The organism is Marivibrio sp., from assembly GCF_040218065.1.
GTDB lineage: Bacteria > Pseudomonadota > Alphaproteobacteria > UBA8366 > Aestuariispiraceae > Marivibrio.
Map to the genome: position 1 here is coordinate 26,158 of NZ_JAVJQE010000010.1, position 19,177 is coordinate 45,334.

General features: G+C 66.5%; 17 protein-coding genes. 14 read left to right on the top strand and 3 right to left on the bottom strand.

Annotated elements, in window-relative coordinates; all coding sequences use genetic code 11:
- Nucleotides 1-6: 6 nt before the first annotated feature.
- The 4 genes from rpiA to hisS all read left to right on the top strand — a co-directional run bounded on the left by rpiA (nucleotide 7) and on the right by hisS (nucleotide 3,664).
- Nucleotides 7-732, top strand: a complete 726-nt coding sequence (rpiA, locus tag RIB45_RS10165) for a ribose-5-phosphate isomerase RpiA (protein WP_350050152.1) — start codon at nucleotides 7-9, stop codon at nucleotides 730-732.
- On the top strand, nucleotides 729-1,343 hold the full coding sequence (locus RIB45_RS10170; protein WP_350050153.1) for a PAS domain-containing protein: 615 nt from the start codon (nucleotides 729-731) through the stop codon (nucleotides 1,341-1,343). The genes rpiA and RIB45_RS10170 overlap by 4 nt, the downstream gene beginning before the upstream one ends.
- A gap of 109 nt (nucleotides 1,344-1,452) precedes the next feature.
- A complete protein-coding gene (locus tag RIB45_RS10175; protein WP_350050155.1) occupies nucleotides 1,453-2,274 on the top strand; it encodes a class I SAM-dependent methyltransferase in 822 nt (273 codons plus the stop codon).
- A gap of 70 nt (nucleotides 2,275-2,344) precedes the next feature.
- Nucleotides 2,345-3,664 carry a histidine--tRNA ligase gene (gene hisS / locus RIB45_RS10180; RefSeq protein ID WP_350050157.1) on the top strand — a complete coding sequence of 440 codons (1,320 nt, stop codon included), beginning with the start codon at nucleotides 2,345-2,347 and terminating at the stop codon, nucleotides 3,662-3,664.
- Between the two features lie 200 nt (nucleotides 3,665-3,864).
- Here the strand turns inward: hisS and RIB45_RS10185 are convergent, their stop codons facing one another.
- Together RIB45_RS10185 and RIB45_RS10190 are read right to left on the bottom strand one after the other, a co-directional pair.
- A complete protein-coding gene (locus RIB45_RS10185; protein WP_350050158.1) occupies nucleotides 3,865-5,502 on the bottom strand; it encodes a Mur ligase family protein in 1,638 nt (545 codons plus the stop codon).
- On the bottom strand, nucleotides 5,499-6,305 hold the full coding sequence (locus tag RIB45_RS10190; RefSeq protein WP_350050159.1) for an alpha/beta fold hydrolase: 807 nt from the start codon (nucleotides 6,303-6,305) through the stop codon (nucleotides 5,499-5,501). The genes RIB45_RS10185 and RIB45_RS10190 overlap by 4 nt, the downstream gene beginning before the upstream one ends.
- Before the next feature lie 172 nt (nucleotides 6,306-6,477).
- Between RIB45_RS10190 and RIB45_RS10195 the strand changes: the two genes are divergently transcribed.
- On the top strand, nucleotides 6,478-7,698 hold the full coding sequence (locus RIB45_RS10195) for a D-alanine--D-alanine ligase (protein WP_350050160.1): 1,221 nt from the start codon (nucleotides 6,478-6,480) through the stop codon (nucleotides 7,696-7,698).
- Between the two features lie 159 nt (nucleotides 7,699-7,857).
- Nucleotides 7,858-9,453 carry a PAS domain-containing sensor histidine kinase gene (locus tag RIB45_RS10200; protein WP_350050161.1) on the top strand — a complete coding sequence of 532 codons (1,596 nt, stop codon included), beginning with the start codon at nucleotides 7,858-7,860 and terminating at the stop codon, nucleotides 9,451-9,453.
- Here the strand turns inward: RIB45_RS10200 and RIB45_RS10205 are convergent.
- Nucleotides 9,431-10,780 (bottom strand): ArnT family glycosyltransferase, encoded by a 1,350-nt coding sequence (locus RIB45_RS10205; protein ID WP_350050162.1) that lies wholly within the window; start codon nucleotides 10,778-10,780, stop codon nucleotides 9,431-9,433. The genes RIB45_RS10200 and RIB45_RS10205 overlap by 23 nt on opposite strands.
- Nucleotides 10,781-11,124: 344 nt before the next feature.
- On the opposite strand from RIB45_RS10205, the gene RIB45_RS10210 reads away from it, so the two are divergent.
- From RIB45_RS10210 to RIB45_RS10245, 8 genes are read left to right on the top strand one after another with little or no spacing between them, the layout of a single operon-like run.
- Nucleotides 11,125-11,877 (top strand): SDR family oxidoreductase, encoded by a 753-nt coding sequence (locus RIB45_RS10210; RefSeq protein WP_350050163.1) that lies wholly within the window; start codon nucleotides 11,125-11,127, stop codon nucleotides 11,875-11,877.
- Nucleotides 11,874-12,458 (top strand): GNAT family N-acetyltransferase, encoded by a 585-nt coding sequence (locus RIB45_RS10215; RefSeq protein ID WP_350050164.1) that lies wholly within the window; start codon nucleotides 11,874-11,876, stop codon nucleotides 12,456-12,458. Before RIB45_RS10210 ends, RIB45_RS10215 begins: the two co-directional genes overlap by 4 nt.
- Before the next feature lie 14 nt (nucleotides 12,459-12,472).
- Entirely contained in the window at nucleotides 12,473-13,672 is a 1,200-nt protein-coding gene (locus RIB45_RS10220) for a DegT/DnrJ/EryC1/StrS family aminotransferase (RefSeq protein ID WP_350050165.1), read from the top strand.
- 35 nt (nucleotides 13,673-13,707) lie between these two features.
- The gene (locus RIB45_RS10225; protein WP_350050166.1) at nucleotides 13,708-14,493 is read left to right on the top strand and encodes a class I SAM-dependent methyltransferase; all 786 of its coding nucleotides are present in this window, start codon (nucleotides 13,708-13,710) and stop codon (nucleotides 14,491-14,493) included.
- 21 nt (nucleotides 14,494-14,514) lie between these two features.
- Nucleotides 14,515-15,546, top strand: coding sequence for a (2Fe-2S)-binding protein (locus RIB45_RS10230; protein WP_350050167.1), 1,032 nt, complete (start codon nucleotides 14,515-14,517; stop codon nucleotides 15,544-15,546).
- Nucleotides 15,547-15,558: 12 nt separating this feature from the next.
- Complete coding sequence (locus RIB45_RS10235; RefSeq protein ID WP_350050168.1) at nucleotides 15,559-16,419, top strand: hypothetical protein; 861 nt, start codon at nucleotides 15,559-15,561, stop codon at nucleotides 16,417-16,419.
- Between the two features lie 20 nt (nucleotides 16,420-16,439).
- Entirely contained in the window at nucleotides 16,440-18,323 is a 1,884-nt protein-coding gene (locus tag RIB45_RS10240; RefSeq protein WP_350050169.1) for an ABC transporter ATP-binding protein, read from the top strand.
- The gene (locus tag RIB45_RS10245; protein ID WP_350050170.1) at nucleotides 18,320-19,123 is read left to right on the top strand and encodes a cytidylyltransferase domain-containing protein; all 804 of its coding nucleotides are present in this window, start codon (nucleotides 18,320-18,322) and stop codon (nucleotides 19,121-19,123) included. The genes RIB45_RS10240 and RIB45_RS10245 overlap by 4 nt, the downstream gene beginning before the upstream one ends.
- Nucleotides 19,124-19,177 lie beyond the last annotated feature (54 nt).

Consider the following 19,177-nt stretch of genomic DNA (forward strand, 5'->3'; position numbering starts at 1 on the left):
GAGAGGATGAGCGCGGACCTCAGCCCGCAAGACCGGGAAAAGCAGGCCGTCGGCGCGGCCGCCGCCGCCCAGGTTGAGGACGGCATGACGCTCGGCCTCGGCACCGGCAGCACGGTCAAGTTCTTCGCCGAGGCGCTGGCCGCGCGGATCGCCGCCGAGGGGTTGAAGATTCGCGCGATTCCGACTTCCGCAGCCTCGATCGACCTGGCCCAGACATTCGACATTCCGCTGGTCGATTGGAGCGTGACCACCCGCCTCGATCTGTGCGTCGACGGGGCGGACGAGGTGGCGGGGGATCTCGCCATGATCAAGGGCGGCGGCGGCGCGTTGCTGTGGGAGAAGATCGTGGCGAGCGCGGCGAGCCGGCGGCTCTACATCGCCGACGCCTCCAAGCTGGTCGGCCGGCTGGGCGCGTTTGCGCTGCCGGTCGAGGTGGTGCGTTTCGGCCATCAGGCGACGGCCGAGCGGCTGCGCACCTTCTGCCCGGATATCGCGTTGCGCGGCGGGCTTGACGATCCCTTCCTCACCGACAGCGGTCATTTCATTTACGACTGCCGCTTCGGCGAGATCGCCGATCCCTCGGCGCTGCAGGACGGGCTGATCAAGATCCCGGGCGTCGTCGAGACGGGCCTTTTCGTCGGGATGGTCGACGCCCTGATCGCCGTGCGCGACGGCGCGTCTGCGCAGATCGACGGGCCGGACCAGGTCTGGTGGGGAGGAATCGGCGTATGACGGAGTTCGACGCTCCGTCCTCGCCCGTGCCCGGCGGCGAGCTAGGGGATATCGCCTCCTATCACGAGGACGACGGACAAGGTTTTCAGCTCTTGCAGGACGCCAATATCCGCCGGTTCGCGGCCTACTGGGACGGGCTGCGCGGCGTCCGCTGGGCGCCGGCGCGCAAGGAGGTGGATCCGCTGGCCATCCCGTGGGCTCTGCCGCACGTCTTCATAGGCGACTACGAGGCCGACAGCGGGCAATTCCGCTATCGCGTCGCGGGACGCGAGATCGAAGCGGTGTTCGAGCGCTATCGCGGCTCGTCGTCGCTGAAGGGGGCGGCGCTCTCTGACATCCTGCCGGCGGAGCAGGCGGCCGTGGTCGCTCGCCGGTGGGGGCCGCTGGCGACGCGCGGTGCGATCGTCTACATGCGCGGATGGGTCTATTACTCGGCCGGTCGCGCGGCGCGCGGAGAGCGGATCCTCTTGCCGCTCAGCGACGACGGGACGGCGGTCTCCGGCTTTTTGGGCTACACGCAATGCCGGTGGTCGTCGATGGCGGAGATCGCGGAGGCGCCGCACGTCGACATTTGGCGCCTGTCCAGCGGACGGCCGGAACCGACGCTCTGAGCGGCGCTCTGTGCGGCGCCCCGCGCGCCTTCTGCCGAGGCGCGCATCTTTTGACAAATACCCCTATAACGCGAATAGTGCTGCAAAATCACTTCAAGAGAGCGCCCGCATGTCGGACGTCCGACGGTTCTACGACAAGCACCCGATCAATCTGGCTCAGATCCAGCGCGACATGCGCGAGACCTTGGGCGGCGATGAGGACTGGACGCCGGACCAGCTCTGCCGTTTCGACAATGACCATTACGGCGGCGTCCACGCCGTCGACGCATTGATCGAGGCCGCCGGACTCGGACCGCAGGATCGCGTGCTGGACATCGGATGCGGCGTCGGCGGTCCGCTGCGCCGGGTCGCGCATCGAACCGGATGCCGCGGCGTCGGCTTGGACCTGACGCCCAGCCGGATCGACGCCGCACGCCGCTTGACCGCCGCGGTGGGGCTGCAGGACAGACTGACCTTCGTCGAAGGGGACGCGGTCGACTCGCCGCTGCCGGACGCGCAGTTTACGGCGGTGATCGGTCAGGAGGCTTGGTGCCACATCCCGGACAAGGCCGCCCTGCTGCGGGAGGCGCACCGGATGTTGGAGCCCGACGGTCGGATCGCTTTCACCGACATCGTGACCCGGGACGACCTCAGGGAGAACGTTCGAGCCCGCCTGCGGGAGGAGATGTGCCTGAATGCGCTCGCCTCGCGCGCCGATTACGAGCGTTACTTGGCGGAGGCGGGCTTCGAGCCGATCCTCGTCGAGGATCTCTCAGCCGCGTGGACCGAGTTGCTGCGCGTGCGCTTGAAGATGTACGAAGGCTTGGCGGAGCGGGACGACGGCGGCGTCGCCGATCACGGCCGCTATCTGCCGGCCTATCGCTTCTTCGTGGGGCTCTTCGTCGACGGCGCGCTGGGCGGGGTTCGGATCGCGGCGACCCGCCGGCCTTGATCGCGCGCCGGCGCACGGCTATGCAGAGCGCGGATTTTCCGGTGTTTCCCTGCTGAGGCCGCGCCTTCCCATGATTGAGAAACAGAAGCTGAAGCCGATCAGCGGCTTTCCCGAGTGGCTGCCCGAGATCCGGATGGTCGAGCAGGCCTGGATCGAGCGCATCCGCGGGGTGTTCGAAAGCTACGGCTTCGCGCCGATCGAGACCCGTTCGGTGGAGCCGGTCGAGGTGCTGCTGAAACAGGGCGACACCGACAAGGAGATCTACGCCCTGCGCCGGCTGTTGGAGGAGGAGGGCGCGGGCCGCGAGCCGGACTATGCGCTGCATTACGACCTGACGGTGCCGATGGCGCGCTATGTGGCGGCGAACCTCAACGACCTCACCTTCCCCTTCAAGCGCTATCAGATCCAGCGCGCCTGGCGCGGCGAGCGACCGCAGGAAGGCCGCTTTCGCGAATTCACCCAGTGCGACATCGACGTCGTCGACGTCCGCCCGATCCCGCTGCACTTCGACGCCGAAATGCCGGCGATCGTCTATGAGGTGATGCAGGCGCTCGACGTTGGGCCGACTGTCACGCGCCTCAACAACCGAAAAGTGCTGGAGGGCTTCTACAAGGCGCTGGGCGTCGCCGACGCGCATGAGGTGATCCGGATCGTCGACAAGCAGGACAAGATCGGGGCCGACGGCGTCTCGCGGATGCTGAGCGACGAGCTCGGTCTCGACGCCGCAACGATCGATCAGGTCCTGAAGCTCGCCGAGATTCAGGGGACCAAGGCCGACGTTGTCGATCGGGTGCGCGCGCTCGGCGTCACCGGCGAGCTGCTGGAGCAGGGGCTCGACGAGTTGCGCTTCGTCATGAAGGCGCTGGAGGACTATCCGGAAGGCGCGTTCGTCGCCGACCTTTCCGTCGCCCGCGGGCTCGCCTACTACACCGGCACGGTCTATGAGGTGAAATTCGCCGACGATCCCGCTTTCCCGACCATTTGCGGCGGCGGCCGGTACGAGAACCTGGTGGGCTCGATGCTGAACAAGCACTTGCCGGGCATCGGGATTTCGATCGGGCTGACGCGCATCTTCTCCAAGCTGGTGAAGGACGGGAAGATCGCCTCCGCCCGCAAGACGCCGAGCGAGGTGATGGTCTGCTGGCTGCCCGACGCGTCCTATGAGGAAATCTGCGAGACCGCCGCCGCCCTGCGGCGCCGCGGGATCAAGACGGAGCAGTTCCACGAGCCGCGCAAGCTGAAGCAGCAGATCTCTTACGCCTCCGCCAAAGGCATCCCCTATATCTGGTTCCCCGCCGTCGGCGCGGACGGCCGGCATGAGGTGAAGGCGCTCGAGACCGGCGCGCAGGCCGAGGCCGATCCTGAGAGCTGGACGCCGGCGCGGGGTTAGAGCCCCTACGCTTTCACGGGCATCCCGTCACCCCGGCCCCGTGCCGGGGGAACGGCGGATCGCGACGGCGGCGCGGGTCGCTGGCGGGCCGGACCACGTCCGGCCTGACGTTGTGGAGCCGAGGACGGCGCAGCGTCCAGAGCTCAAGTGCGGGGCGCAAACGCCTCTCCCTCGACAGCGATAACCCAGACTCCCGCCGCTCACAGCGACAGCTTGCGCTCGTACAGATCCGGTAGGTCGTTCTCCAGCAGCACGACGTCGCCGGCCCGGCGGTTTTGCGCGAGCCAAGCCTGCGCTTCCGCGAAACTGGCGACGCGCAGAACTTCCGGGGTCTCCCCCGCCTCTTTCTTCTCGCGCGTGAAGCCCTCGATCAGCGGCTCGATCCGCTCCGGCGCGACGGCGATCAGCACGTCGATGTGGCGCGCCGCCCCCTCGCCGGCGCGGCGGTGCAGCACCTCGTGCGCCGCGCCCAACTCGACCATGCCGGGCGTCACCAGAATCCCGCGTCCGCCGTGTTTCTTCTTCAGGAGCGCGACCGTCTCCACCGCCGCCTGGAAGCCGATCGGGTTGGAGTTGTAGGCGTCGTCGACCAGGACCGAGCCGTCGGCCTGCGGCTTCACCTCCAACCGGTGGGCGATCTGCGGCGCGGTCTTGAGCGCCAGCTTGGCGTCCTCCGGGCGCACGCCCATGACGCAGGCGGCTGCGAAGGCGATCGCCAGATTGACCGCGTGGTGGCTGCCGAACAGCGGCGCGGTCAGCTCATGCTCCGCGTCCTCCCATTTCAGGCGTACGCGTACGCCCTCGGCCGTCTGCTCGCTCTCCAGGATCTGGAGCGCGCATTCGGCCTCCTCGCCGATGGTGACGTAGCGCTCGGGCTCCGCCTCCATCTTCTGCTTGGCGGGGCCGATCTCTTTCAGCGCGGTCGGCGCGATCACCCGACCGCCGCGGGCGATTGCGGCCTCCGCCAGCTCGAACTTGGTCTCGGCGACGGCCTCCAGCGTCTTGAAGCGCTCGTAGTGCGCGTGGCCGATCGCGGTGATGGCCGCGAAGTCAGGCGGCGCCAGCCGGCACAGACGCGCGATCGAACCGGGGCCGTACGCGCCCATTTCTGCGACGAAGAACTTATGATGCGGGCCCAGGCTTTCCCGTACGACGCGGGCGACGCCCATCGGCGTGTTGACGCTGCCCGGCGTGATCAGCGTCGGCGCCACCGTCTCCAGCACATGCCCCAGAATGTGCTTCACCGATGTCTTCCCGAACGAGCCGGTGATGCCGATCACGGTGGGGGAAAGGCGCGTCAGCTTGTCGTGCGCCTCCCGCCAGAACCGCCGTTGCACCGCCGCCTCCTGCGGGGCGAGGATCAGCACGGCGAGCGGCAGGGCGAAAGGGATCAGCTGAACCGGGACGAGCCACAGCCATACCGGCGCCGGCATCGCCGCGCAGACCGCGGCCGGGATCGCGGTCAGCGCGCCGGCCAACAACAGGATGCGGCGCGCGCGCTGGGTCAGGGCCAGCTTCTTCTTGGCGGCTTTTCGCGGATCGGCCTCGACCGCCGCCTGACCGACGAAGAAGACGAGCGCGAAGGCGGTCGCGATCCAATGGCCGGAAATTCCGCCCGCCCCGTGGAGCAGCGGCGTCGCGAACCCGGCCAACGCCAGCGCGATCGTCACCCGCTTGTCGAAGGCCACGTTCTGCGCCAGCCAGCGAATGAAGCGCAGCCCGTCATATTCCTCCTGCTGGAAGACGTGCAGATAGGTGAGAAGCCGCTTGGCCGCGAAGATCGCGAACCCGGCGAGCATCAGGATCGCCGGCAAGGTGATCGAGAGGAAATCGCTCATAGCTTGTCGAGAAACTCCTTGAGGCGGGTCAGCACCTGATGGCGCCCGTCGCCGAGGACGCTGTAATGGTCGAGGCCCGGCAGTTCGACGAAGCGCGCGTCGGCCATCAGCCGGGCGTAACGCGCGCCGTACTCCGCCGGCGTCTCCTGGTCGAGCGTTCCGTACAGCAGCAAGGCCGGATGATGCACGCGCTCGGCCTGCGCGCTCAGATCCTCCTGCACGACTTTCACGAAGATCGGGCGCATCGCGCCGGCGTTGCGGTAGTCGGCGCTGCCGAAGCGTTGCGCCAGCGCGCGCTTCGCCTCCTCGCCCCGCGCCAGCGCCCGCAGCACCTTGTAGCGCAGGCGTTTGGCGCCTCGCACCAAGCGTTCCAGCAGGCCGCGCTTGCGCTGCAGGCCGGCCCCGGCGATCAGGACGATCGCGTCGACCGCCTCCGGATGGCGGGCCGCCAATTGCACCGCGACCCGGCCGCCGAAGCTGTGCCCGATCCACACGCGCTTCGCCCCTTCGGCCCGCGGCAGGCCTTTCAGCCAATCGGCGATCGCGTCGGCGTAGTCGGCCGTACCCCAATCGCCCTCCGGTCGGGGGGACGCGCCGAAGCCGGGGAAGTCGATCAGCCAATTGGCGGCGCGGCTGGAAAAACTCTCCGCCAGCGGGGCCATCAAGCGATGGTCGACGCCCCAGCCATGCGCCCAAATGAGCTGCAGCGACGCCTCGGCGTCCGGCCGGCCGAGCCGGCGCACGGCCATCTTGGCCCCGGGCAGGGCGACGGTTTCCATCTCAGGCGCGGCGGCTTCGCTCATGACGGCGGCTTCGTACAGGGATTCGGATGCGGAATACAGCGTTTCCAGGCGGCGCGCGCCCGAGAAACGCCTTGGATCGGCGCCCGAATCGGCCTTGATTGGCGCTGAAAACGCGAGGCGGCGGACGGCCCCCCCCCGGGTCCGTCGAACGGCGGGGCGAAAAGGGTCGGTCATGGCGGGAAAGATGCGGGTTGCGGTTCTCTTCGGCGGGCGCGCGCCAGAGCACGACGTCAGCATCGTCACCGGGCTGCAGGCCTTGGGCGCGGTGGATTCGACGCGGTTCGAGGCCTTCCCCGTCTATATCACGACCCGCGGCGACTGGTATGTGGGCGAGGCGCTGCGCCAACGCGCGACCTACATCCCCGACCGCAACGCGCTTGACGGGCTGACGCGCGTCACCCTCGACGTTTCGGCGCGCGGGGAAGGGCGTCTGACGCCGCTGGCGAGCGGCGGCCTGTTCTCCAAGCCGAAGCCGATCCCGTTCGACGTCGCGCTGCCCGCGTTCCACGGCAATATCGGCGAGGACGGCAAGATCCAGGGACTGTTCGAGACCGCGGGGTTGCCCTATGCCGGCATGCGCACGCTGGCCTCGGCCGTGCTGATGGATAAGGCGATCACCAAGCGCGCGCTGGACGGCGGCGACATCCCGCTGCTCGGCGGCGGCTATGTCGATCGCCCGGCGCAGGGCTTGATTCCCGATCGCGCCCAAGTCGAGGCGGCGGTCGAGCGAAGCGGTCTGCCGGCCTGCGTGAAGCCGGTGCATCTCGGCTCCTCCATCGGCGTCTCCAAGGTCGAGAGCGTGGAGGCGCTTCTCGAGGTGCTGCCGCAGCTATTCCGCCTCGACGACCGCGCGGTGGTGGAGCCCTACGTCCCCAACCTGGTCGAGTACAACGTCGCCGTCGCGCGGATCGGCGGCGAAATCCGCACCAGCGCGATCGAACGGCCGAAGCGCAGCGACGACCTGCTGGATTTCAAGCAGAAGTACATGTCCGGCGGCGGCAAGTCGGGTGAAAAGGGCGGCGGCAAGACCCCCGGCCAGATCAGCCAGGGGATGCTGTCGCTCACCCGAGACCTGAACCCGGATTTGCCGGACGGCGCGGAAGCGAAAATTCGCCGCTGGGCGGCGGAGGCCTACGAGATCGTCGGAGGGACCGGCGCGCCGCGCATCGATTTCCTGTCAGATGAGAAGACGGGGGAGATCTGGCTAAACGAGATCAATCCGTGCCCCGGCTCTTTCGGCTATTTCCTTTGGGAGGCGCTGGCGGAGGGGCCGCTGCTCTTCACCGAGCTGCTGACCCATCTGATCGAGGAGGCGGTGGCCGTCTCGCGGGCGTCGCAACTGTCGGACGATCCCGTTCCGCCGGACGCCCGATTGTTCCGCCGGCCGGGTTGACGCGCGTCGGGCGCGCCGGGCGTCGGTCCGCGCCGGCGCCCTCAATAGGCGATTGGGTCGGCGTACTCCACGTGAGAATTGTGAAGGGCTCGCACTCTGGCTAGAGTGCGTCTTCACGCAGGCGGGGGCGGCGTCCCCCAATCAGGCGCGCGACACTCAATGGTCGATCATTCCAAGCGGGCCGAACCCGGTCGCGAACCCGGTCGCGACCAGGAAGGCGGCGCGTCAGGCGGCGCGGACGGCGAGGCGGAGCGGGGTTTCGACGGTCTCGTCGAGGCGCTGCCGCTCGGCGTCTATCGCACCAAGCCCGACGGGGAGCTGCTGCTGGCCAATCGGGCCTTGGCGGCGATTTACGGCTATGACGACGTCGCCGAAATGAAGGCGGCCTCGCAGCGCGGCGAGGTGGCGTGGTACGCCGATCCCAACCGACGCGAGGCGTTCGTCCGGCTGATGAACGCCTGGGGCGAGATCGACCGGCTGGTCTCGGAGGTGGTCGGACGCGACGGGCGCGCGCTCTGGGTCAGCGAGACCGCGCGTCTCGTGCGCGACAGCGCCGGCGCGCCCCTCTACTACGAAGGCGCAATGCAGGACATAACCGACCTGCTCTCGGTCCAGCGCGCCCTGCGCGAGAGCGAGCGGCGCTTTCGCGACTACGCCGAGGTGGCGTCCGACTGGTTCTGGGAGATGGACGAGAGCCTGCGCTTCTCCTACTTCTCCGACACGCTGACCCTGGAGACCGGGATCGAGGCGCGGGACCTGCTGGGTAAGAGCCGGCGCGAGATGGCGGCCGGCCGGCCGGACGATCCGCTTTGGCGCGACCATCTGGACGATCTGGAGAACCGGCGCGCCTTCTACGATTTTCGGTATCCCTACGACCGTCCCGACGGCCGCACGCTGGTCATCAGCTCGAGCGGCATTCCGATCTTCGACGAGACCGGCGCCTTCAAAGGTTACCGCGGGGTGGGCTCCAACGTCACCGAGGAGGCGGAGACCCAGCGCTCGCTCTACGAGGCGAAGCTGCAGGCGGAGTTCGCGAACCGCGCCAAGTCCGAGTTCATCGCCAATGTCAGCCACGAGCTGCGCACGCCGCTGAACGCCATCCTCGGCTTCACCGACATCATGCGCGACGAGCTGTTCGGGCCGATCGGGGTTCCCCGCTACAAGCAGTATCTGAGCGACATCCACACCAGCGCGGCGCATCTGCTCTCGATCATCAACATGATCCTCGATCTCTCGAAGATCGAGGCGGGCAAGTTCGAGCTGGACGAGCAGGAAGTCGATCTGCCCGCCTGCATCGGCGGGGCGATCGAGCTCATCCGGCCGATGGCGCGCGAGCGCAGCACGGACATCCGCTTCGAGGCGAACCCTGAGGTCACGCACTTGCTGGCGGACGAACGGGCCCTGCGCCAGATGCTTCTCAATCTGCTCTCCAACGCCATCAAGTTCTCCGAGGCGGGCCAGGAAATCCGCGTCGACATCGAACCCGCCGCGACCGGCGAGGTCGTGGTGCGGGTCGTCGACAAGGGGGCCGGCATTCCCGCCGACAAGCTCGATCTTGTCACCCAACCCTTCGGGCACACCGAAAGTTCGATGTCGAAAAGCTATGAGGGTTCGGGCCTGGGCCTCGCCATCACCCGCCGGTTGATCGAACTGCACGGCGGGCGGCTGGAGATCGAGAGCGCGGTGGGCGACGGGACGACGGTGCGGCTGGCGTTTCCGGCCAACGCGATCCCTAAGGCTCCCGGCGACGCCTGATCCACGCGTCGATCGGCAGCGCCATCAGCGCCAGCAACACAGGCTCCATCGGCAAGCGGTACTTCGGCGACAGGACCGGCCCGTTCGCCAGCATGAAGTAGAGAACGCAAAGACCGGCGAACAGCGCGGTCCACGGATGTCGGCGCGCCAACATGACGAGCCCGACGAGCGCCAACAGATTGGCGATCGCCGTCGCCGTTCCGCCGACGACAACGACCGCGCTGAAGGCGGGGCCGCTGCGCACCGTCCAAGCGATCGCGCGCTGAATGGCGCCGTCCGCCTCGATGTCGTAGAACGCCTCGGCGCGAAGGCTTCGGACGCCGGGGTGCAACAGGGCCGACGGTGCGAAGAGGTTCAGGGCCGCGGCCGCGCCCCAAGCCTTGACGAATGCGACGGGCGAGACGGTCCTCAACTCTTCCAGCGCGAGCGCGCGGAACTCCGCATTGCGTTTCAGCAGATTTGTGGACTCGGACGAGACGCCGCGCGCGTCCAGCCGGGCGCGAATCTTGTCGTTCATCTCGGCCGATATCTCGGAGAACGGCCGGCCCGTCTCCGCTTGCTTGACCAGCGGGACGACCCACAGCAGCAAATGCGGCCCGCTTTGCGCGCTGAGAGAGGCGGCGCCCAGCTCCGTGAAGTTGCGCGTCAGCAGGGGCGAGATCGCCACGCAGGCGGCGGCGAACAGCAGCGCGGCGCACCCTGCCGACTTGAGCCAGCGACGCTCGCGCGCCTGGGCGACGGCGAAGGCGGCGACGGTCATGGCCCCGATCATCGGCGCCGTCACCGAGCGCGCCAACGTCGCCGCGCCCAGCAGCAATCCGGCGCCGCCCGCCGCGCCCGCCGTCGGCCGCTCCAAGAACCGGAGCGCCAGCAGCAGCATCCCGGTGAACAACGTGAGAAAGAGCGTCTCCGTCAGGATCATCCCGCTGTGGATGACGAGGATCGGCGAGAAGGCCGCCAGCAGCCCGGCGATCAAGCCGGCGCCGGCGGACCAACGCGCCGCCAGCAGGCCGATCATCACGCACGCCGCGGCGTCGAGCGCCGCTTGGACGGCCAGCACCGCCTGCAGGTGGGGCCCGAAGAGGGTGGTGACGATCGCCAGGAAGTAGGGGTAGAGCGGCATCCGCTCCACCTCCGGGAAGGGCGCCCCTGGCTGACCTCGGTTCAGATAGGCCCACCCGCTTTCCGGGATCCAGCGGCCGAGGTCCCAATAATAGCTAGCGTCCTCGACCAGGAGCGGAAGGTCGCCGAGCGCAATCCAGAGCTGGTTGCCGAACCGCGCGGCGAGCGCGCAGACGACGATCGATAGGAGGGTGCGCGGGTTCATTGACCGTCATCCGAAGGGACCTGCTGGCGGGGCGGACGGTACGCGATCCGCCCCGTCGGTTCAATCGAGAGCCGCTTGACAGCGCAGCGGCGCGGCCCTAGAACCCTCCGATCTCGACGGGGCGTTTTCCCGCCGAGTGCGGTAGCTTGGAAAGCGCCGCGCCGCTGACCGAAGACGTCGGTCAATGTGGTTCGCCCACCCCATTTGGTTCGATACAACGCGCTCAAGGTCGTCGACTTGGGCGTCCTCGGCTCGCGCGGGCGTCGCAGCGCCTTCAGACGACCCGCCGTAACCGGGCCGCCCCGCCGTCGCGCCTTGCCGTGCCTCTCGCAACAGAAAGCGTCATGACGATCTTCCGCCTCGACGGCAAACGGGCCCTGGTGACAGGCGCTCTCGGCCGGATCGGCGCCGCCGTGGCCGAGGGCTTGGTCGACGCCGGTGCGGACACGATCGGCCTCGACATCGCCGAGGCGCCGGGCGCACGGGCCTTCTCCGTGGAGACGGCCGATCTCTCCGATCCGGAGGCCGCCACCCAGTTGGTCCGAGGCTTGGACGAGCGCTTCGGCGGCTTCGACATCTGGATTAACTGCGCCTATCCGCGCACCGACGACTGGGGTGCGGGTCCGCCCCGCGAAAGCCCCGCCAGTTGGACCGCGAACGTCACGATGCAGATGACGGCGTCCTGCGTCGCCGCAGACGCGGCCGCGCAGGCGATGGCGCGCCGGGGCCGCGGCGGCGCGATCCTGAACGTCGCCTCGATCTACGGACTGGTGGCCCCGGATTTCGACGTCTACGACGGTACGACGATGACGACGCCGGCCGCCTATTCGGCGATCAAGGGCGGGATGATCAACCACACCCGCTATCTCGCCGCCCGCTACGGCGAGACCGGCGTGCGGGTGAACGCGATCGCGCCCGGCGGCGTCGCGGCCGGTCAGCCCGACAGTTTCGTTGCGGCCTACAACCGGCGCACCGCCTTGAAGCGCATGGCGGAAGCGCATGATCTCGTCGGGCCGAGCGTCTTTCTCGTCTCGGACGCCGCCGCCTATGTGACCGGCGTCGTGCTGCCGGTGGACGGCGGATGGACGGCGTTGTGAGCGACGCGCGCGTCGAGCCGAGGATCGAGGGCGCGCGGGTCGCGCTCACGCCCTTCGACGAAAGCCATTTGGCCGATCCAGCCTATCGCCGCTGGCTGCGCGATCCGGCCGTGGTCGCCCCGCTCAATCTGCCGCGGTATCTGGCGGGGGAGGTGAGCGACGCGGAGATCGAGGCCTATGCGCGCCGCCTGATGGCGGATGACGCGGTTTGGTTTTTCGCGCTCCTCCTGCGGGACGAGCGCGAGTTCGTCGGCACCGTGAAGGCGGGGCCGATCGATCGGTACGCCGGGCGGGCGGACCTCGGCGTCATGATCGGCCGCACGAATCTGTGGGGGCGCGGGCTCGCCTCTGACGCGCTCGGGGCGCTCGCGCGCCGTCTGATCGAGGGGGAGGGGCTGCGCCGTCTCACGGCCGGCGCGATGGCCACCAATCCGTCGATGATCCGCGTGTTCGAGAAGTTGGGCTTTCAACGCGAGGGCGTCTTCCGCCAGCACGATCGACAGGGCGACGTGTACATCGACCATATTCACCTTGGGTGTCTCGCCGACGAGCTGCGGACGCCGAACGGTGCTGACGCGTAACCTCGGAGAGGCGAATGAAGAATACTTGGCGCTTCGGCGAACGGGAGTTCACCTATATCCGCGAGGTGCTGGATTCCGGCTTTGGGTCCAGCACGTCCGGCAACATGAACAACCGGTTCGAGGCGGCTTTCGCCGAGAAGGTCGGGGCGCAGTACGCCGTCACCTTCAATTCCGGCACCTCGACCCTGCATGCTGCGCTTGACGCGGTGGGCGTCGGCTACGGCGACGAGGTGATCACCGCTCCGCTGACCGTCATCTCGAATCTCGACGTGATCCTGGCGCAAAACGCGGTTCCCGTTTTTGCGGATATCGACCCGGACACATTCAACATCGACCCCGAAGACGTCGCCAGGAAGATTACGCCGAAGACCAAGGCGATCATGCCGATCTCGCTCTACGGCCTCAGTTGCGATCTCGATCCGTTGATGGAGCTTGGCCGGCGCCACGGGATCGCGGTGATCAACGATGCGGCTGAGGCCTTCGGCGCCCTCTACAAGGGGCGGCCGATCGCGGAAATCGCGGACATCACCTCCTATTCGACCGAGAATTCGAAGCACATCACGACCGGCGACGGCGGCATCGTCGTGACGAACGACGAAGGTTATGCGAGCTGGATGCGCAAGTTCGGCAGCCTCGGCTACGCGGCCTTGAAGGCGAAAGACGGTCGCATCCGGAACAACAAGGACATCTTTCAGGACCCGACCTACAAGCGTCACGACGCCTACGGGCACAATTATCGGATGCCGGAAGTGGCCGCCGCGATGGGCTTGGCGCAGACGGAGCGGATGGACTGGTTCCTCGACATCCGCCGGCGCATCTCCGAGATGTATCTTGAGGTCGCGCGCGACGCGGACTATCTCGTTCCACAGAGGACGCCCGAGGGCTGTCACAACAGCTACTGGACCGTCGCCTTCCGCTATGAGCGCGACGACGTGTCCTGGCAGGATTTCCGGCACAAGTACGTGGAGTTCGGCGGCGACGGCGTCTACGCCGCCTGGGCGCTTCTCTACCACGAGACGCTGATGAGTTCGGGCGCCTGGAAAAAGCGGTGCCCGCCGCTTTATGACGGCCTCGACTTCCCGGCGGAAGGGACGTGTCCCAACGCGGAAGCCGTGCAGCCGAAGATCATGCAGTTCGTCAACAATTATGGCGGCTTGGAGGAGGCGGAGCCGAAGGTCGAGGCCTTGCTCAAGACCATTCGGCATTTCGCCTGACGCTTCCCGCCCACGCACCATTGGAGACAATCGAGATGGCCCAGACTGACACCCGACCCGCCGGCGCCCGGTTCATGGACTGGCTGCGCGGCGACGCCAAGTCGATCCGCGCTCGCTTCTATCGCCAGCCGATGGAGTGGCTCGACCTGTTCTGGAGCACCAAAGTCCGAGGGGAGAGCTACACCGAATGGTATCGTCGGCGAATGAATCGCATGGCGGCCAAGAGCAAGGCGGCGAACCGTCCGGTCAATCCCGCCTATCTCGACAACGCAGAGCGGCAGGTTAACTACCTGAAACATCGCGGTCTCAAGCCTCACCACGATTTTCTTGAATATGGCTGCGGCATCCTGCGGGTCGGCCTGCATCTCATGAAGTACATGGAAGACGGTCGCTACGTCGCTGCGGACATCTCCGAAAATCGAATTCGTAAAGGCGTCGGGATTCTCGAGGAGAACGGTATTGACCCCTCACGATACCGCACTGTCGTTCTAACGGACGCGCAGGCTAAGGAATTGGGCGATCAGAAGTTCGATTTCATCATGGCGCATGACGTGTTCCCGCACATGCCTACCGATGAATGTTTAGTGTGCCTGAAGACGCTGTCGCGCCACCTCAAGCCGGACGGTCAACTTTTCGTCACCTTCAGCATAGCGGACGCGCCCCATGCGACGAACGCCAAGGACTATTGGGTGACCCCGAAAGAGGTGCACCGCATCGGGGAGGCGGCCGGCCTCTCCGTGAGCGAAGAGAAGGATTGGGAACAGTATCGGTTGGAAATCCAACCGGATCAGTCGATGTTCCGATTCGTCTTGCCCGGTTGAAGATTGATAAGACGATCGACCATGAAAAAGCCGGCAGCACAGTCTAGATCGGAGGCGCGTCAGATCGTCTGCACGTGCATGGACATGACGCGCGCCGACTTCGTGCATGCAATGACGATGAACCAGGCGCTGGATTTCGACCAATTGTTGGCCAAGACGGGGGCCGGCACCAAGTGCACCGCCTGCTGCCTTGACCTTGAAACCATCTACACGGAAGAGGCGGATCGCCTTCCGGCCGCCCCGACCGCTCGCGAGGACGCGGCTTCGCGCCCGAAGCGGACCAAGAGCCTCGTGCGACGGGCGATAGGCGGTTTCCTTTCCGGCCTCGACCGGGTCGCGCCGCCCTATCCCATGCTGCTTCGCGATTATTCGCCGGTCGTCGCCGGCGAAGAGATCGTGCAGTCCGTGATGGTCGCGAACGATCGATTTCTTTTCGGGCCGGAAAAGCCTTGCAGCCCAGTGGATGTGAACGTGCTGTTGCGCGATTCGGAGGGGCGCGAGGTTCAGGCGTGGCGGACACGCGTGCCGGCCGGGGAAGCGTTCCAAGTGGCGCTCAGTCCCCTGCTGATGGAGCACGCGGCGAGGACTGGCGCGCCCCTCTCCTCAGACGGTCTGACTTGGGGAGCGGTCGAAGTGCGGCGACGCTGGGTGAGCCCTGCGCTGCGGGGGACGACGCGTCCGCAGCTTCTCATAGAAGCTCCAGGCGGCAACGGCGGCGTCCACACCCAAGGGCCCTCGGGCGTCAAGACTCATTGGTATACGGCGATCGCGAGGCCGATGGATGAGCGCGTGTTCGTCGCCGTCACCAACGCCGGAAACCGGATACTGGGCTCCACGGTCCCGCACGCTTTGAATCCCGACGAACGACGCCTTGCAATCCCGCCCTTCGGCGCGCGGGGGGTCGAGGTCGATGTGAACGCGGCCGCGGAGGCGCAGGGGGGAGGCGGTCTCGGCGCGATCGCCGTTGAATGCGACGGCCTCAGCAAGACCCATATCATATCCGCGTCGCGAAACTTCGATCGAATGGCGATCGACCACCCGGCGGAAAGCTGATTGCGAGACTTGATGATGAGCTACCACTATCTCATCCCGCTCGTCTTTTCGCTGCCGCCCGGCTACGCTTTTACGCTCGCCATTCCGCCGTCGCTTTTGCGCCGTCGTTTGATCGGGTGCCGCGGCGCGGTTCTTATAAAGGCGATCGCGACCTGCGACGGGGAGGAGCGCTGGCGGGAGACGCGTACCGTCAATCTCGAGGAGGGCGAAGACGACAACCACCCGATCACCCTGGTGTGCGCCGTCAACGCATTGGATGAGGCCGGCGCTCTACCGGAGGGAGCCGCTCAGGCGTTTGTCGAGGTTGAGTTTCTGAGTACCGATGACCGCGCCCCTTTCGCCACGAAGGCGCCCCCGGCGGTCTACGCGCTGTACACGGCCCCAGGCAGACTGACGTTTCGGGCGGACGGCAGCTATAAGTTCGGCGCGCCGCAGGTGATCTCTTCCATTGCCGAGTACGGACGCTTTCTCGAATCGCATACGCTCGTTGCGATCGACCGCTCGCGCCAACATCTTGAATCGCTGACGCTGGTCAATCCCTACACGAAGGCTCTTTTGGTCTCCTGTCAGACGCCGGACGGGCGCACGACGAAACGGACAAAGGTTCCCGCGCGAAGCGCTGTCCGCCTAGATTTGACCCAACTGTTGCGGGAGGGAGAGGACCGCTTGGTCACCCGTCTGCAATTGAGCGCGACAAACCGGGTGCTCACCTACCATGTGCGACATGACGCGGCGCGGCCTCCTTACATCTCTGACCACGAACATCTCGACATTTTCCGAGCTGATCCGAGCCATGTGCCCTGGACGCGCTATCTGCGCGAACGGTTCGCTCGCGTTATGAAACAGAAGTTCGGCGTACGAATCGGCGGCTGAGGGTGAGAAAGACACAAGACATGAGCGTTAATGACGGCGTGCGCGAACGTTTCGCCCGGACCACGCCTGCAAGGTTGGTGCGAAAGTGCGGGGTTCGAGGTTCGCAGGTCGGCGGCCTGGCGGCGCTTGGCTTGGTCGGCGTGCTGTTCGACACCCTCGGTTTGACGATGCTCTACCCAATCGGCGAGTACCTGCTGAATAACGGCGATATGACCGTGCTGCTTGAGACCTCGCGGGTCTGGAGCGGTTTGCACACGGCCTTCGGCTGGGTCGGCTATGACCCGGGCATCGTAACGGTCGTCGCGATGTCCGCGGTTTTCCTGCTCGTTCGTCAGATCGCCACCTACCTGAGGCTCATCTATCAGGCGGCGCTCAGCCATATGATGGCGCGACGCGTTCGTCATCGGCTCTTTACCGGTTTTCTCGCCGCCCGCCTGAATTATCAAGAACGGCTGATGTCCGGTCCGTTCGCAAATTCTATGACCACCGAAACGACGCTTGCGTCTCAGACGATCAGCGGCCTTCTCGACTTCCTGATCGCCTGCGCCTTCACGATCGGCTACGTGTTGCTCCTCTTTTGGCTGTCGCCGGAAGCGGCGGCGGTCGTGCTGGGCGTTCTCGTGGCCATTACGATCGGCATGCGCGGGCTGTTGCGCAAAGTGCGCGAATTGAGCCGTGAAATCGTTAAGGCCAACGCCGCCTTTTCCCAGCATTTTTTGGAGCGGTGTCGGGCCTCTCGCCTGATACGGCTCGCGCGTAGCGAACCGATCGAAATCCATAACGCGTCCCGACTTCTCAACCGGCAAGAAAAGAAGAACCTATCCGCCGTTCGTGCGATCGCCATCACGGAGAGCGGCATCGAGCCGCTGGCGCTGATGTTGGGCGTTCCCGCGCTGGTGGCGGGCGTCCTCGTTTACGGCGAGGATCTTTCAACCGTCGGGATGTTTCTGATCGTGTTGGCCCGCCTAGCCCCTATGGTGAAGCAGGTCATCCGCGGATGGCAGGCCTATCTAAAAATCCGGGCCTCTGCAGAGAACGTGCTTTCGACCTTTAACGAGTTGGACGCCGCGGCGGAAGAGAATGCGGGCCTCGAGGCGTTCCCTGCGCCGGTACGCGAGATCCGCTTCGAGGGCGTCACCTTCTCCTACCCTAACGCGGAGACGGCGGCCCTAAAGGGGATCGACCTCATCGTTCCGGGCGGCGTGATGACGGCGATCGTAGGGCCCTCGGGCAGCGGGAAATCGACGTTGATCGACCTCATTCCGCGGCTGCGCGTGCCGACCGGCGGACAAGTCCGGATAAACGATACGCCCGTCAACGAGATCCGGATCGACGCGTTGCGCGCCGCCACGGCCTACGTGAGCCAGACCCCGTTGCTGCTCTCGGGGTCTATCGCGGAGCATATCGCCTACGGCTCCGAGGGGCTGTCGCGAGCCGACGTAGAGCGCGCCGCGCATCTGGCCAACGCGCACGACTTCATCGTCGATTTGCCGAACGGCTACGAGACGGTCCTCGGCGAAGGCGGCGTCGGATTGAGCGGGGGCCAAAGGCAGCGCGTCGAACTCGCCCGCGCCCTCGCCTGCAAGGCGCCGATCCTCATTTTGGACGAGCCGACGAGCAGCGTCGACGGGGAGAGTGCGGCCCAAATAACGCAGGCGCTTCGCCGTATTCGCGCAGAGACGGAAACGACCATCTTGATCGTCGGCCATCAGCTCGGCGCGCTTTCAGATGCGGACAAAATCGTCGTGCTGCAGTCCGGGACGATTGCGGCCGAGGGCGACCATCGAAGCCTGTCGGCGCAACCCGGCTGGTACCGCTCGACGTTGGCTCAGCAATCCGGAGAGGGGACGCAAGCCGCCGGCGTTGAGCCCTTGGATCGAAGCGAGGCGAAAGTACTGCCATGAAGATCGGCGCGATTATCCCCGTGCGGCTGAGTTCCGAGCGGTTGCCCGGAAAGGCGTTGATGGAGTTGGCCGGCAGGCCGTCCATCGTGCGCCTTCTCGAAAGGGTGGCCGCCTGTCGGTTCATCGAGGACCCGCGCGACGTCGTGGTCTGCACGACCGGTGAGCCGGGGGACGACCCGCTGGTCGCGGTCGTCGAAGACGCGGGCTATTCCGTGTATCGCGGCGAGACCGACGACATCATCGCGCGCTTCGCCGGGGCCGTCGCCCATTTCGGGTTCGACGCCGTCATCCAAGCGGACGGGGACGACCCGCTTAGCGCGACGGAATACATGGACGCCGCAATGGCGCGCCTTCTCGAGGACCCGTCGCTCGACATCGTAACGGTGGACGGCCTGCCGCTCGGCTGTGCGACGAAGGCCTTTACGCGTACGGCGATGGACAAGGTGACGGCGGGCTACGCCACGCGCGAGAACGACACCGGTTTCATCTATTTCTTCACCAAGACGGGTCTCTGCCGGCATGAGGCTCTGTCGGTCGAGAACCCGACGCATCGGCATGAGACGGCGCGTCTTACGCTCGACTACGAGGACGATCTGACGGTCTTTCGCTCGATTTTCGACGCCTTGCATCGCGCCGACGGCCCGTTCGGTCTGGCGGAGGTGGTGGCCTTCCTGAACGACCGACCCGACATCGTCGCGATCAATCGCCATGTCGAGGCGGAGTACGCGCGCCGGACCGTCGAGAAGGCGAAGCTCGACTATATCGGCGCCGACGGCGCACGGCAGTCGATCAAGCTTTAGAGCGCGCGGCGCAGCAAAAAACTCCTCGAGGGAATGTGATGGTTTCCGCTTCCG